Annotated in this window: 13 protein-coding genes; 7 read left to right on the top strand and 6 right to left on the bottom strand. The window is 36.3% G+C overall.

Translation table 11 applies throughout. From position 1 onward, the window contains the following. Nucleotides 1–28 precede the first annotated feature (28 nt). Complete coding sequence (locus tag JR050_RS14655; RefSeq protein WP_204204249.1) at nucleotides 29–652, top strand: NUDIX hydrolase; 624 nt, start codon at nucleotides 29–31, stop codon at nucleotides 650–652. Here JR050_RS14655 and JR050_RS14650 read toward each other — a convergent pair. From JR050_RS14650 to JR050_RS14640, 3 genes are all read right to left on the bottom strand, one after another. Then, nucleotides 649–1,038 carry a hypothetical protein gene (locus JR050_RS14650; RefSeq protein WP_204204248.1) on the bottom strand — a complete coding sequence of 130 codons (390 nt, stop codon included), beginning with the start codon at nucleotides 1,036–1,038 and terminating at the stop codon, nucleotides 649–651. The genes JR050_RS14655 and JR050_RS14650 overlap by 4 nt on opposite strands. 84 nt (nucleotides 1,039–1,122) lie before the next feature. Continuing rightward, entirely contained in the window at nucleotides 1,123–1,716 is a 594-nt protein-coding gene (locus tag JR050_RS14645; protein WP_204204247.1) for a GNAT family N-acetyltransferase, read from the bottom strand. After that, nucleotides 1,709–2,278: a cysteine hydrolase family protein gene (locus JR050_RS14640; protein WP_430392889.1), complete on the bottom strand. Its 570-nt coding sequence runs from the start codon at nucleotides 2,276–2,278 to the stop codon at nucleotides 1,709–1,711. Before JR050_RS14640 ends, JR050_RS14645 begins: the two co-directional genes overlap by 8 nt. A gap of 145 nt (nucleotides 2,279–2,423) precedes the next feature. Between JR050_RS14640 and JR050_RS14635 the strand changes: the two genes are divergently transcribed. Both JR050_RS14635 and zupT read left to right on the top strand, forming a co-directional pair. Then, nucleotides 2,424–2,846 carry an Lrp/AsnC family transcriptional regulator gene (locus JR050_RS14635; protein WP_204204246.1) on the top strand — a complete coding sequence of 141 codons (423 nt, stop codon included), beginning with the start codon at nucleotides 2,424–2,426 and terminating at the stop codon, nucleotides 2,844–2,846. A gap of 287 nt (nucleotides 2,847–3,133) precedes the next feature. After that, entirely contained in the window at nucleotides 3,134–3,934 is an 801-nt protein-coding gene (zupT, locus tag JR050_RS14630) for a zinc transporter ZupT (protein ID WP_204204245.1), read from the top strand. A gap of 493 nt (nucleotides 3,935–4,427) precedes the next feature. On the opposite strand, the gene JR050_RS14625 is transcribed toward zupT, so the two are convergent. Together JR050_RS14625 and JR050_RS14620 are read right to left on the bottom strand one after the other, a co-directional pair. Continuing rightward, nucleotides 4,428–5,456 carry an ABC transporter permease subunit gene (locus JR050_RS14625; protein ID WP_204204244.1) on the bottom strand — a complete coding sequence of 343 codons (1,029 nt, stop codon included), beginning with the start codon at nucleotides 5,454–5,456 and terminating at the stop codon, nucleotides 4,428–4,430. After that, a complete protein-coding gene (locus tag JR050_RS14620; RefSeq protein ID WP_204204243.1) occupies nucleotides 5,453–6,322 on the bottom strand; it encodes an ABC transporter permease family protein in 870 nt (289 codons plus the stop codon). The genes JR050_RS14625 and JR050_RS14620 overlap by 4 nt, the downstream gene beginning before the upstream one ends. Nucleotides 6,323–6,597: 275 nt before the next feature. Here JR050_RS14620 and JR050_RS14615 point away from each other — a divergent pair, with 275 nt between their 5' ends. Together JR050_RS14615 and JR050_RS14610 are read left to right on the top strand one after the other, a co-directional pair. Further along, nucleotides 6,598–7,515 (top strand): proline dehydrogenase family protein, encoded by a 918-nt coding sequence (locus JR050_RS14615; protein ID WP_204204242.1) that lies wholly within the window; start codon nucleotides 6,598–6,600, stop codon nucleotides 7,513–7,515. A gap of 195 nt (nucleotides 7,516–7,710) precedes the next feature. Further along, nucleotides 7,711–9,879 (top strand): beta-propeller domain-containing protein, encoded by a 2,169-nt coding sequence (locus JR050_RS14610; protein ID WP_204204241.1) that lies wholly within the window; start codon nucleotides 7,711–7,713, stop codon nucleotides 9,877–9,879. A gap of 330 nt (nucleotides 9,880–10,209) precedes the next feature. Here the strand turns inward: JR050_RS14610 and JR050_RS14605 are convergent, their stop codons facing one another. Beyond that, nucleotides 10,210–10,356: a YuzL family protein gene (locus JR050_RS14605; protein ID WP_149220943.1), complete on the bottom strand. Its 147-nt coding sequence runs from the start codon at nucleotides 10,354–10,356 to the stop codon at nucleotides 10,210–10,212. A 201-nt stretch (nucleotides 10,357–10,557) separates the two neighbouring features. Here JR050_RS14605 and JR050_RS14600 point away from each other — a divergent pair, with 201 nt between their 5' ends. Next, entirely contained in the window at nucleotides 10,558–12,939 is a 2,382-nt protein-coding gene (locus JR050_RS14600) for a 3-hydroxyacyl-CoA dehydrogenase/enoyl-CoA hydratase family protein (protein WP_204204240.1), read from the top strand. A 213-nt stretch (nucleotides 12,940–13,152) separates the two neighbouring features. Beyond that, nucleotides 13,153–14,328 (top strand): acetyl-CoA C-acetyltransferase, encoded by a 1,176-nt coding sequence (locus JR050_RS14595; protein WP_204204239.1) that lies wholly within the window; start codon nucleotides 13,153–13,155, stop codon nucleotides 14,326–14,328. Nucleotides 14,329–14,356 lie beyond the last annotated feature (28 nt).

Raw genomic sequence — 14,356 nt, 5'->3', positions numbered from 1 at the left:
AGAGACTTACGCCAGAAAGGACACATATATGGAAACTGAACTGCTTAAAACATTTGATGAAAATGGAACTGAGATTGGAACTGCAACTCGTGAAGACGTACATAGGCAAGGATTATGGCACGAAACGTTTCATTGCTGGTTTGTAAGTAAAGAACAAGACAAGAACTTCATCTATTTTCAGCTGCGAAGCAAGGTGAAAAAAGACTATCCCAACCTACTCGATATAACAGCAGCTGGACATCTATTAGCACATGAAACAACAGAGGACGGCGTGCGTGAGGTAGAAGAAGAGCTAGGAATACACGTTTCGATACAGGACTTAACCTTTTTAGGTATTTTGAAATATGAAGTGATGCGTGGTGAATTAATCGACCGTGAACTTGCGCACACGTATTTATATGAATATAAGGGAAGCTTTGACGACTTTCAATTGCAAATAGAAGAAGTAACAGGAATGTATCGGGCTGACTTTACAAGCTTCATTGAGCTCATCACAGGTGAAATAACCGAACTACATATTGATGGATTTGAACTCAATGAAGTAGGAGAGAAAGTGAATTTCGAAAAGAAGGTTACGATGAATTCCTTTGTCCCACATGAAGAATCGTTTTATCAAGATGTAGTAAGCCGTATCCATGAAATGATTGTCTAATATAGGAAGTACGGATATAAAGGCTGGCAAGCAATAACGATGATCATGAATAAAACGAAAGTGATAACGATATAAAATAGTTCCCCGGGATTTCTAAAGAAAATTCGTTCAACAATGACTTGATAACCAAAATAAATAAGTAAAATAATAAGAATTTCATATACTAAATCTTCAATTTCACCTGAATGGAATTGAGTGAATATAAAGAGTAACGAAATAATAAAATGCCCAATACTAATCGCCTTTTTGTATTTATCTGGAAAATCATCTTCGGCAACCTTTTCAATTCCGTTAATTTTCTCAATTAGCTTTATTAGAAAATGAACAATAGAAAGTGATAGAAAAAGAAAAATTGCTAGCTTAATAATAAATAACAAGAAATTCATGATTTACTCTCCTACCAGTAGATGATAAATATAGTTATTCTCGAAAAGATCTTCATTTCCTTTTTGCAGTCAAAAGAGTCAACCTTATATCTTGGTTGACTCTCTAAATTTGAAAGATTGCTTCTTCACTTTTTCCCACTCATTTGCCACAATACTAAAATAAACATCATCTCGCGCGTTTCCATTTTCATCTATATAGTTGCTTCGAAATATTCCCTCCTGCTTGGCACCAAGTTTTAAAATCGCTTTTTGTGAACGATGATTCTCAATATCCGCACTAAATTGAACTCGGTTAAAGCCTAGTTCTTCAAAAGCAAACTTCAATAACTCATATTTACAAGCATGATTTAATCCTGTTCCTTGATACTCAGATCCATACCAAGTCCAGCCGATTTCAAGCCTTTTATTGAATAAGTGGATGTTACCAAATCTCGTACTACCGGCAACCTTGTTTGTCATTTTATCAATAATGATAAAGGGATAGGATTTTTGATTATGCTTCTCTTGTAGGGTGGAAGTGATGTAGGTATCAAAATCTTCATCGGTTTGAATAGTTAACCCCATATATGTCCAAATGCTAGAATCAAAAATGATCTCCTTTAGCTCATCCTTATACTCTAGTGAAAAGGGAACAATCATAACTCGCTCATTTTCTAAAATGATTTTTCTATCAAACATATAGAACCTCCTTAAGTAGTTCTTCTGTTGTCATAATCGTTGCAAACTCTTCGTGTAAATTCACTAACGTCATTTCATGTATTAATTCTGCATGGTAGTGTTTTCCAGTAGGCCCAATGCGATCAAAGGTAGCGGATGCATCAGAGACTAAGATAGGATTAAAGCCTAAATTTCCTGCCATACGGGTTGTTGTTTCTACACAATGGTTTGTGGTGAGTCCAAATATAACGACATGAGGGCAGTTAAGTTCTCGTATTATCTCCTCTAGATTTGTTCCGATAAAAGCACTGTTTACATTTTTTTGCAGAATCATTTCATTAGGAAGTGGCTGCACCTCGTGTTTAAAGTGACTTGTTTCGCTTTCCATATAGAAAAGAGAATGTGGATAGCGGGAAACATGACGAATAAATATAACAGGTCTATTCGTTTGCCTCCAAGCTTGCAAAAGACTTTTCATATTCATTTCTGCATCTAGGTTATTTCGTTTCCCCCAGCTAGGGTCATTAAACGCATTTTGAACATCTATTACAATAAGTGGAACCTTCTCAGACAACTGAACCATTTTACATACCTCCATGGAAAGAATATATTAATTGTAAATATTTTCTTGATGTTTAACCATTCATTTATTATTGTTTTCATAGATAGTTAGATTAATATTTACGGTATTATTTTATAAACACTTTAAAAAGAAAGGTGAATAGCGAATGGATGAGATCGATCGCCATATTATAGAAGTGCTCCAGGAGGATGGAAGAATCTCAATGACTGACCTTGGCAAAAGGATAGGGTTATCTGTACCAGCAGTGAAAGAGCGAGTAAATAAATTAGAAGATAAGGAGATTATAAAGGGTTACAGGGCAATCATTGATTCACAAAAAATCAATAAACAAGTCACTGCCTTTATCCTTTACGATACAACACGTTGCAGCGAGTTTAGAGAGTTCTGCAAGGATCATCCAAGTGTCACTGAATGCCATCGATTAGCGGGACAATACAGTTACTTAGTAAAAGTAGTAACAGAATCTGTACATACATTAGAACAATTTATTGACCAATCATTAGCGTACGGAGAGTCATCTACGTTAATTACACTATCCTCTCCTGTTGAATTTAAGGCAATTTGGTAGGAAAGTTAACTGGATTTCCAGTAAAGAAATTCAGGGGATTTTCATTCTCTGTTTTGAATGACTTATTTTTTGTACGCTCTAAGCCGATTAGATATTGAGTGTAAATAATGTTGTATGGTGAATATAAGGTGAAGGCATAAATTCAGTTAAAAAATGTTTCTAAATGCATTTACAAAATCTTGTATCAGGCTTTAAAGGTAAAAAATTTTCGTAGGAAACTTTTTGTAGTAGGGGCATACATTGAAAAGTACAGAAATGGTCATAAGTTTTTATGGAGGGATTGAAAAATGGCAGAAAATGTACTATTTGCCTTTAGCCTAACATTGATGGCAGGGTTAGCGACAGGAATTGGGAGTGTTATTGCTTTCTTTACCAAAAAGACAAATAAGAAATTTTTATCATTAACCTTAGGTTTTTCAGCTGGTGTCATGATTTATGTGTCAATGGTTGAAATATTTGTTAAGGCAAAGGATGCCCTTGTAGATAGTGTCGGTATTGAATTAGGAAACTGGATGACTGTCGGTGGTTTTTTTGGTGGTATGCTTTTAATAGCTTTGATTGATAAGTTTATTCCTTCCCAAGGAAATCCCCATGAACATAAACAAGTGGAGGAAATGAACTCTTCAATCGAGCAAACGGCATTGTTGAAGATGGGGACATTTACTGCTCTAGCTATCGCTATTCATAATTTTCCAGAGGGAATTGCCACATTTACATCGGCTTTACAAGATCCAGGGTTAGGATTAGCCATTGCTGTTGCAATCGCTATTCACAATATTCCAGAGGGAATTGCAGTTGCAGTGCCGATTTTCTATGCAACTGGGAATAAGAAGAAAGCATTTAAATTGTCATTTTTATCTGGATTATCTGAGCCTGTCGGTGCAATTATTGCCTACCTGGTTCTAATGCCTTATCTTAACGATGTGATGTTTGGAATAATTTTTGCAGCTGTAGCTGGTATCATGGTATTTATATCTCTTGATGGATTGATACCCGCAGCTAAGAAATATGATGAAGGGCATGTCTCGATTTATGGCTTAATATGTGGAATGGCAGTAATGGCACTTAGTTTGTTATTATTTATATAGTTTTGTGATTACTATTACTAATCCAATGCCTTGTATCTCCCTAATAATAGATTGGGAGATTTTTTATGTTTTGTTGTGTTTAATCAATATTTTGTATACTATGCTATTCATGATTAACGGGAAATGATAATTCTATTTCAATAAGACCGTTTTCTCTTCTGGATATCAGTACAAATAAGATACCAAAGAACAACGCAATTATTTATGTCTTTAGTGAAAATAGATTGGAAAAGAAGGATTATAGAGAAGAATTTAGAACTTTGAAACCTTTAAAACCCAGACAGTATAAACACAGAACACTTGTAAATTGAAATCCAAGCATTTTTTTGTTTCTTATTATTTATTGTGCTAAACATACTTATTTTGGTAAGTTGTATATCCTTCCTTTTTTACATTTTCTCGAACACTATCACTATACAGACATGCATCTTTGATTTTGCTATAATTTCATATTAATGCAAACAAAAAACCCGATTTTTATCGGGTTTTATGCTTAAAAGTTCGCACTCTTCTTAATTAACTTAAAAGGGTTCTCAGTGCTTTTCGTATCATTGTGTGTGTTCTTTACGAATTTTTTCTTCTTCGTATCTCTTCGTAAGTCCACAGCGTTTATAAATTCTTGAATCGATTTAGCGATCATATTGAACGATAAAACGGTTAGGGCAAATAGAAGTAATGGTGAATAAATTTGCCAAGGTGTGATGGATAGACTTCTAAAATGCTTACCAATTTCTCCAGCCCATTCGTAAGATAAGCTAAACGCTTGGAATTCACCATCAAACACTTCCTTCATTACATACCCACCTAAAAACACTGCCAAGAAGCCAAGGTGAACAAATAAGATTAAGATTTCAACGGTCCGTTGTGAAAATTGTAAAATGAGTCTAGGTAGCATAAACGGTAAAATGTGTTTTCGATATAAGTTCAATCCTTTTGCACCTAATGTTCTTGAAGCCAGGATATACTCTTGTTGCAATTCTCTTTGTATTTCTTTTGAGAACAGCGTAACAAGCTGAGGGATCCCTAATAATGTTAAAATTATAACTTGGACGATAAATAGCTTGTAAAAGTTTTCGCTCGAAAGATTCGGATCAATATAGAATTGTAGCGGAAACAAAATAATATACGCAATGATCGAAGCAGGAATAAAAAGACTTGATTCTACAATGCCTTCGAAGGTACGTCTAAGAAATCTCGGTAATTGTGTATAGAAAATTGAAAGAATAAACGCAATTAATACCTGAAGAGTACTAATTACAAATGCTGTAATAACGGTATATTTTGCTCCTTGTATAACTTGAGCGAGCAATGGCATTCCGAAACGATCTGATCCCATTGGAGGATATTCCAATGGGGTGAAGGGAGGAGCACCAATTACGTTATTTTGTTCATCATACATAACTCCAGTTGGCCATTCTTTATCTCCAAAAAAGGGTTCATACAGAAAGCTTGCTGTTAAAAGTATAGTAACAAATAGGAATGAAACAATAAACTTTGGTTTTCTTAAGAAATACATAATCATGCAATATCCCTACTTTCCCCAGTTTGCTGCAGCATCACCTTTTCCGCTAATGAGAAGAAAATGAAGAATGGTGTAAAGATTAAAGTAGCCCCCACGATAAATTCGGCACCTCTTGCAGAGAGTAAAAATTGCATAGCTCCATTCATATTAAAAATAACTTCAATAATAAATAAATTCGATAACATGAATGCGAAGATTAATTTTGCACGGTAAAATAAACTGTACAATACATTACGGAATGTATGTACAAGTAGAATTTTTAATCCAGATAAGCCTTTCACCCGCGCTAAGTCGATATATAGCTTTGATTTCTCTTCATCGATTAAAAATAAAATCGTTTTGAAAAGTAAAAAGGTTGGGATAATCGATAAGCAAAAAATAGGAACGGCATAAATATCGCTGTTAAAGACTGCAATTTGAGCAATGAGAACATTTGTCTTTTTGAAAATCCCAATGATCAGGAGTTGAATACTCACAATAATAAACGCGTCAGGCAAAGCTTCAATAACAGAAGAGATGGAAACTAACACACTCTTCATCTTTTTTGGGACAATATGTACGATAATCATAAATACATAAGCAACAGCAATTGCAATGACTAGTGAAACTGCAAAAACCGTCATTGAATACAAATAACGTTCCCACAACATCGGAAATAAAGGATATACTTTTTGTGCTCCAAATGACTGTGAACCTAAAAACTGCCACTTGTCAGGCTGAAATAAGTTTTGCAATGTAAAATACATCGTTTGACCGTATTGCTTTATAAAAATTCCAATTCTCTCTTCTGAAAAAATTAATGCAGGAAGTGCACTAATTAATAAAAATCCAAAGATTGTTAATATGAAATTAAGGATCATCCTCATAGTAACTCCCCCCTTATCTCTCTGTCTCTTTTCCTAATAATACCAATGTTTATTCTATTAGACTAGGAAAATGGCCTATATTTACTGAACTTTCTCAAAACAACTATGCTATTTTTCTCATATTTAATAAGGATTACGACAAAATTTGTACTAAATCGACAAAAGGTAAATATTTTCATATTCAACTAGATTGAAAGATGATAAAATAATCATGGTTTAAATACTTCATATTTATATATTTCAATATCATGTATGCGTTTTCAGGAGGAATGAAGATGGAACAACTTATGCGTAACTTTTTTCTATGGTTATCTAAAAATAAAACTTTTACGAAACTAGCTAGAAAATATGGACTTAAGTTTGGTGCAGGTAGATTCGTAGCTGGAGAAACGATTAATCTTGCCGTTAATGTAATTAAAGACCTTAATAAAAAGGGACTAGCCGTTACAATTGACTATTTAGGTGAGTTTGTTGATACTGAGGCGGAAGCAAATGAAATGGCAGACGGCTCAATTGAAGCAATTAAAGCAATTGGACGTGAAGGATTAAATTCACAACTATCATTAAAAATGACATCAATGGGATTAGACATCTCTGATGAAGTTGTGATGAGAAACATGCGTCGTATTTTAGAAGCTGCGAAAGAAAATAATGTCTTTGTAACAATCGACATGGAAGACTATTCTCGTTGCGGAAAAACGATTGACATCTTCAAACAACTACGTAGTGAATATGACAACATTGGAACAGTATTACAAGCTTATTTATACCGCGTAGCGGACGATGTGGAAGATTTAAACCAATTTAAACCGAACCTGCGTCTTGTAAAGGGAGCATACAAGGAATCTCCAGAAGTTGCATTCCCTGAGAAAAAGGATGTAGATGAAAACTTCAAAAAAATTATTAGAATGCATCTTGAAAACGGCAACTACACAGCAGTTGCCACTCATGACGATGCAATGATCGAATACACGAAAGAAGTTGTAAAAGAATTAAACATTCCAAACAGCCAATTTGAATTCCAAATGCTATACGGAATTCGTCCAGAAAGACATCTTGAGCTAGTAAAAGAAGGCTTCACAATGAGAGTGTACGTACCATACGGAACAGACTGGTACGGATACTTCATGAGAAGATTAGCAGAACGTCCTGCTAACGTAGCTTTTGTTTTAAAAGGTGTATTTGGTAAATAAGTTAGTGGAACTACCGAGGTATCTGTCTCGGTAGTTTTTTTGTTTACCAATTGAAAATAGGAGGTAAAACATAAACAAGAAACAGTAAAAAATCAACCCAATGATAGTAACAACAAATATTATAAGGACCATATTACATAAAGGTTGTAACCTTTAAGGAATACAACCGTCTATTTCTATAAAAGGGAGGTCATTATGAACAAATATGTAATCCTATTTATAAGTATTTTCATGATTGTGGTCGGTTTTACAGTTCAGAGAGCAATTGTTGATCGAAATCCACAAGTAGTTAATAGCGTAACAACAAATTCAGAAGGAATGCTCGTGCTTTCTGACAAGGTGTGGAAAGTTGAATTTACAAAAGAAATGGACAAAGCTACGATTACTAGCGATAACATTTATGTGAAAGACAGTAATGGTGACAAACTTAATCTAAAGGTAGAACTTAGTGAGAATAAAAAAACAATTTTCATTTACCCTCCAACAGATGGTTACGACCCTAATATGAAATCGTATACTCTGCATGTTGAATCAGATATAAAAGCAACGAATGGTAATACAATCAAATCAGATAAACGTATTGAATTTACGGCAACAAAGGATTTGCCAGTCATTGAATCAAAGGAACAACTTACAGCTTATTTTCAAGGTCTAATAAAAAGTCAGAAGCAATTAGAAAGAACGATAAAATCTGATGGTATTATGGAAGAATCAAGTTCAGCAGGTGATATGGCAGGTGCTGAAAAAAGTTCTGCCGGCGCTAATGAGTTTACGGACACAAACGTTCAGGTACAAGGAGTAGACGAAGCTGATATCGTCAAAACAGATGGAACTTACATTTACCAAGCAATTGATGGGAAATTAAAAATTACAAAGGTAGTCCCAAGTACAAATATCGAAACAGTTGCGACGATTCCATTTAAAGATTTCCAGCCGTTTCAGCTCTATATTGATGACAATAAGCTTGTCGTAATGGGGCATTCTTATACTGAGTTTCAGGAGCCGGTAAACCCGAATTCCTCAGCTTCACATAAGATGATCATGCCGATGAACCAGCAAACAAAAATACTAGTGTTTGATGTGACCGATAAAAACCATCCAAAAGAGATCAAATCAGTTGAAATAGAAGGAAATTATATGACATCAAGAAAAATTGGCTCAAAGGTGTATGTGATTAATCATCATTACCCGGATTACTGGATCATGGAGCAAAGAAAAGATATAGATCTTCGACCAAGATACAAAGATTCCAGTTCGACAGATGAGCCGAAGTATGTAGAGTTCAAAGATATTCGTTATTTCCCGGAATCGAAACAAGCTAGTTTCTCAATAATTGCCAGCTTTGATATAAATGAACCTGAGAAAGAAGCTACCATAACTACGTATTTAGGAAGTGGACAGGAAGTTTATATGACAAAAGACAGTCTATATATAACTGTTACTAGGTATGAATATCAAGAAAACAACAACAAAAGAGAAATTCATGTTCCAATTGAAGACACAGATATATATAAATTCGCTATTAACGATCTACAAGTTGAATTTCTTGCAACCGGTACTGTACCAGGAAGGCTGCTAAATCAATTTTCAATGGATGAGCATGAAGGGTATTTCCGTATCGCAACAACAAAAGGGGATACGTGGGACGAAAAACAACCTTCTGCTAATCATTTATTTGTATTAGATTCGAAGCTTGGGCAAGTGGGAAGTGTCGAGGATTTAGCAAGAGGTGAACGAATCTATTCAGTTCGCTTTATGGGGGACAAAGCATATATTGTCACGTTTAAAGAAACGGATCCATTATTTGTACTAGATGTAAGTAATCCGAGGAAGCCGACAGTGCTAGGTGAGCTAAAGATACCTGGCTTCAGTAACTACTTGCATCCTTATGATGAGAAGCATCTAATTGGATTCGGTCAAAATACAAAGGTCATCAAAGATAAAGGAGCCTCTCAACCTCGCATTATGACGGATGGGGTAAAAATTTCTTTATTTGATGTTACCGACCCATTAAATCCAAAAGAAAAGTTTACCGAGGTCATTGGAGGAAGTGGAACATACTCACCGTTAAATCATGATCATAAGGCGTTACTATTTAATAAGAAGAAAAACATCTTTGCGTTCCCGATTACCATTTATGAAGACAAACAGGGATCGGAATATGAACAACTGTTTAAATTCCAGGGAATATACGGGTACAGTATTGATCTAGAAAAAGGCTTCCAGCTACAACAAAAAATCACACATGAACACGAAGGCGTTCAATATGAAAACTGGGAAAACCAAATTATGAGGGTTCTGAATATTGAGGATGAACTGTTTGCCGTATCACCGAAGAGAATTACGGCACATAAGTGGGAATAAACTCAGAGGGTTGTGTCCTCTGAGTTTTTTTGTTGTGGGAATCGCCGGAAAAGTGCAAAGAAGTTTGAAAAGAAATAAATTCGCCGAATTGATAATGAGGTTCGCCGGAAAGAGTTCAACTTTCGCCGAATAGTGTTTAGTTTTCGTCGAAATAATCCTGATTTTCGCCGAATTAGAGGTATTTGATATGATAAAAAGAATAATCGCCGAAAAAAATGAGAACTGCATGTAACAGCAGTACCAATCCTATTCATTATTCCAATGTATTGATAAAAACGTTGACTAAAACTCATGATAGTCAACGTTTTTTCACACTAAACAAACGTTTGATTAATGTCCCATGTTTTGCTTTTTATACTGTTGGTTCGTGCTTTGTGTTTTTCCGCCGAAGTCAGAAGAAACAGATGGACCTGCATCTCCTTTAACACTTGCTGCACTAACCCCTGCCTTAGAAGGGTTCTTTTTATGCTTAGCCATAATATCACCTCCATTCATTATCGTGTCCTACGTTTTTACGAATGATGACAAAATTCATAAAGGTACACGCAGATTTTAGTGTTACTTTAATATTGCGAAAATTAATAAAATGATTTATAGTAAATTTATGGAGAGGTTCTAAATTTTTTTGAATAAAAAATGAATGAGTATTCATTCAAAAAATGAAAGGGGAGATTACGGTTGAGTCGAAGCATCCGAAAAGTAGCAGTATTAGGATCTGGAGTTATGGGTTCTGGCATTGCTGCACACTTAGCCAACATCGGCATTCCATCATTATTACTAGATATTGTTCCTAGAGAACTTACAAAAGACGAAGAAAAGAAAGGGCTTACACTTGAAGATAAGGTAGTCCGTAACCGTTTTAGCCAAACAGCACTTCAAAAGCTGTTAAAGCAAAAGCCAGCTCCGTTAACTTCAAAAGAAAATTTATCTCTTATTGAAGCAGGAAATTTAGAAGATGATTTAGCACGTCTTAAGGACGTTGATTGGATTATAGAAGTAGTTGTTGAAAACTTAGCCGTGAAAAAGCAAGTTTTCGCTAAAGTTGATGAAGTGAAAAAGCCTGGAGCAATTGTAAGTTCAAATACTTCTGGTATTTCCATTGAAGCAATGGCAGAAGGTCGTTCAGAAGACTTCCGCAAAAACTTCCTTGGAACTCACTTTTTTAACCCACCGCGCTATTTAAAGCTTCTTGAAGTAATCCCGACAAAGGATACAAATCCTGAAGTTTTATCATTCATGAAATCGTTCGGTGAGGATGTACTTGGAAAAGGTGTTGTTGAAGCGAAAGATACACCTAACTTCATTGCAAACCGTATCGGTACATACGGCTTGCTTGTAACGGTAAGAGAGATGCTAAAGGGTGGATATAGTGTTGGAGAAGTTGATTCTGTAACAGGTCCTTTAATTGGCAGACCTAAGAGTGCAACATTCAGAACGTTAGATGTAGTTGGTTTAGATACATTTGTTCACGTTGCTAACAACGTTTATGAGCAAGTGGAAGGTGCTGAGAAGGAAGTATTCGAAGTACCTGCATTTATGAAGTCTATGCTTGAAAAAGGCTGGTTAGGTAGTAAGTCTGGCCAAGGATTTTTCTTAAAGCAAGGAAAAGAAATTCTTGAACTAAATCCTGAAACACTTGAGTATGAGGCGAGAAAGAAGCTGTCAGCTCCATCTATCGACTTGGCGAAGCAAGCAAAAGGTGCTGACAAGCTAAAAGCGATTGTGTATGCAAATGATCGTGCTGGCCAATTGCTATGGAACATTTTCAGCCCAGTACTTGTATACTCTGCTGAACTAGCTGGTGTAATTGCCGATGATATCGTTGCGATTGACAACGCGATGAAGTGGGGATTCGGATGGAACCAAGGTCCGTTTGAACTATGGGATAGCATTGGGTTAGAAGATTCTGTGAAGAAGATGCAGGCTGAAGGTATTGAAGTACCATCTTGGGTACTAGAAATGCTAAATAACGGCCAAACATCTTTCTATAAAAAAGAAAACTTCGAAACATTATTTGTATCAAATGGTAGTTACGAAGCAACAAAAGTTAATCCTAAAGTAATTAACCTTAAAGGATTAAAAGAGAAAAATGGTGTAATCAAGAAAAATAGTGGTGCAAGTTTAATAGATTTAGGTGATGGTGTCGCAGCATTAGAATTCCACTCGCCTAACAATGCGATTGGACCAGATATCACACAAATGATTAACTACGCGATTGAAGAAGTAGATCGCAATTATAAAGGACTTGTTATCGGTAACCAAGGTAAAAACTTCTGTGTAGGTGCAAACCTTGCAATGATTTTAATGGAAGCACAAGATGATAATTTCTTCGAGCTTGATATGGTTGTTCGTCAATTCCAACAAACGATGATGAATGTTAAATACAGCCCAAAACCAGTCGTTGCAGCACCATTTGGCATGACACTGGGTGGAGGATCTGAGGTTTGTTTACCAGCTGCTCACATTCAAGCCTCAAGTGAGTCGTACATGGGATTAGTTGAAGTAGGTGTAGGTTTAATTCCAGGAGGAGGCGGAAACAAAGAACTTTATATCCGTCATCTAAATGGTCTGCCTAACGGAGTTGAAAAGGACCTTCAAAAGATTACAAACCATGTATTTGAAACGATAGCAATGGCGAAGGTTTCAACTTCAGCTGAAGAAGCTAGAACAAATAACTTCTTATCAAGAACAGATGGAATCAGCGTAAATGCAGATCACCTGTTACATGATGCAAAACGTGCAGTTCTGGCATTAGCAGACAAAGGCTACCAAGCTCCAAAGCGTAAGAAGGTACCAGTAGTTGGGGAAACAGGTTATGCGACATTATTATTAGGTATTGAGTCTATGTTATATTCTGGCTATATTTCAGAGCATGACAAAAAGATTGCTCAAAAGCTAGCGTTCGTATTAGCTGGTGGTAGAGTTCCATTCGGTACTGAAGTAGATGAGCAATACTTACTAGACCTAGAAAGAGAAGCATTCTTAAGCTTAGTTGCTGAACCGAAATCACAGCAACGTATGCAGCACATGCTATTAAAAGGAAAACCATTACGTAACTAATTTAATAGATTACTAGAGGGAATGTTTCAAGCTGGTTATATCTAGTTTCAGCGACTAGCAAAGATGAAATTGCGAGGATCTTTGCAATTTCATCCTACCTCGAGTCAAATAACCTCACGATATAAAGGCAAAAAGCGCCTTTATGTCGCGAGAACATTTGATATTCGGTGCTGAACGAGTCGCTTCAACTTTTAATGAAACGGGGGGAGTTTTGTGAGAGAAGCAGTTATCGTTGCAGGTGCAAGAACTCCAGTGGGTAAAGCAAAACGTGGATCACTTGCAAATGTACGCCCAGATGATTTAGGTGCACTTGTTGTAAAAGAAACGCTTAAACGAGCAAACAACTATGAAGGAACTATCGATGATTTAATTATTGGTTGTGCAATGCCAGAGGCAGAGCAAGGACTGAACATGGCGAGAAATATCGGAGGATTAGCGGGTCTGCCGTCAAACGTACCGGCAATTACAATCAACCGTTATTGCTCTTCAGGTTTACAAAGTATCGCTTATGGTGCAGAAAAAATTATGTTGGGCCATGCTGATACAATTTTAGCTGGTGGCGTGGAATCAATGAGTATGGTTCCAATGGTAGGACACAATGTTCGACCTAATGTAAAGCTTGTAGAAAGCGCTCCAGAATATTATATGGGAATGGGTCATACAGCTGAGCAAGTAGCCCAGCAATATGCAGTTACACGCGAGGAACAAGATGCATTCGCAGTTAGAAGTCATCAACGTGCTGCCAAAGCAATTGCGGAAGGTAGATTTGAAGATGAGATCGTTCCAGTTGAAGTCGTAATCAATGGGGTTAATGCAAAGAACAAGCCAACTCAAAAGACTTTTACCTTCTCACAAGACGAAGGTGTACGCGTGGAAACAACAACTGAAGTTCTAGGGAAATTACGACCTGCATTTAATGTAAAAGGTAGTGTAACAGCTGGGAACTCATCACAAATGAGTGATGGAGCAGCAGCAGTTTTATTAATGGATAAGGAAAAAGCTCTAGCAGAAGGTTTGCAGCCATTAGCCAAGTTCCATGCATACGCAGTAGCGGGTGTACCACCGGAAGTAATGGGTATTGGACCAATTGCAGCGATTCCAAAAGCATTAAAGCTTGCAGGACTGGAACTATCAGACATTGGTTTGTTTGAGTTAAACGAAGCATTTGCTTCCCAATCGATTGCGGTTATTCGTGAGCTAGGTTTAAACGAAGATATTGTGAATGTAAATGGTGGAGCTATCGCATTAGGACATCCACTAGGTTGCTCTGGTGCTAAATTAACTCTTTCATTAATTCATGAAATGAGAAGACGTGACGTGAAGTACGGTGTTGTAACTATGTGTATCGGTGGCGGAATGGGTGCTGCTGGTGTATTCGAATTACTATAAAACAGTTTTAAAGTACAATACAGGATTT

Source organism: Bacillus suaedaesalsae (assembly GCF_016890225.1).
Classification (GTDB): domain Bacteria; phylum Bacillota; class Bacilli; order Bacillales; family SA4; genus Bacillus_BS; species Bacillus_BS suaedaesalsae.
Note: the sequence above shows the minus strand (reverse complement) of the source record. Positions and strands in the feature narration are given on the sequence as shown.

Excerpts from the sequence above, each read along its gene's own strand:
- JR050_RS14625 (WP_204204244.1), bottom strand. The coding sequence starts at position 5,456 with ATGATTATGTATTTCTTAAGAAAACCAAAGTTTATTGTTTCATTCCTA.
- JR050_RS14635 (WP_204204246.1), top strand. The coding sequence starts at position 2,424 with ATGGATGAGATCGATCGCCATATTATAGAAGTGCTCCAGGAGGATGGA.
- JR050_RS14615 (WP_204204242.1), top strand. The coding sequence starts at position 6,598 with ATGGAACAACTTATGCGTAACTTTTTTCTATGGTTATCTAAAAATAAA.
- JR050_RS14605 (WP_149220943.1), bottom strand. The coding sequence starts at position 10,356 with ATGGCTAAGCATAAAAAGAACCCTTCTAAGGCAGGGGTTAGTGCAGCA.
- JR050_RS14655 (WP_204204249.1), top strand. The coding sequence starts at position 29 with ATGGAAACTGAACTGCTTAAAACATTTGATGAAAATGGAACTGAGATT.
- JR050_RS14640 (WP_430392889.1), bottom strand. The coding sequence starts at position 2,278 with ATGGTTCAGTTGTCTGAGAAGGTTCCACTTATTGTAATAGATGTTCAA.
- zupT (WP_204204245.1), top strand. The coding sequence starts at position 3,134 with ATGGCAGAAAATGTACTATTTGCCTTTAGCCTAACATTGATGGCAGGG.
- JR050_RS14645 (WP_204204247.1), bottom strand. The coding sequence starts at position 1,716 with ATGTTTGATAGAAAAATCATTTTAGAAAATGAGCGAGTTATGATTGTT.
- JR050_RS14620 (WP_204204243.1), bottom strand. The coding sequence starts at position 6,322 with ATGAGGATGATCCTTAATTTCATATTAACAATCTTTGGATTTTTATTA.
- JR050_RS14610 (WP_204204241.1), top strand. The coding sequence starts at position 7,711 with ATGAACAAATATGTAATCCTATTTATAAGTATTTTCATGATTGTGGTC.
- JR050_RS14650 (WP_204204248.1), bottom strand. The coding sequence starts at position 1,038 with ATGAATTTCTTGTTATTTATTATTAAGCTAGCAATTTTTCTTTTTCTA.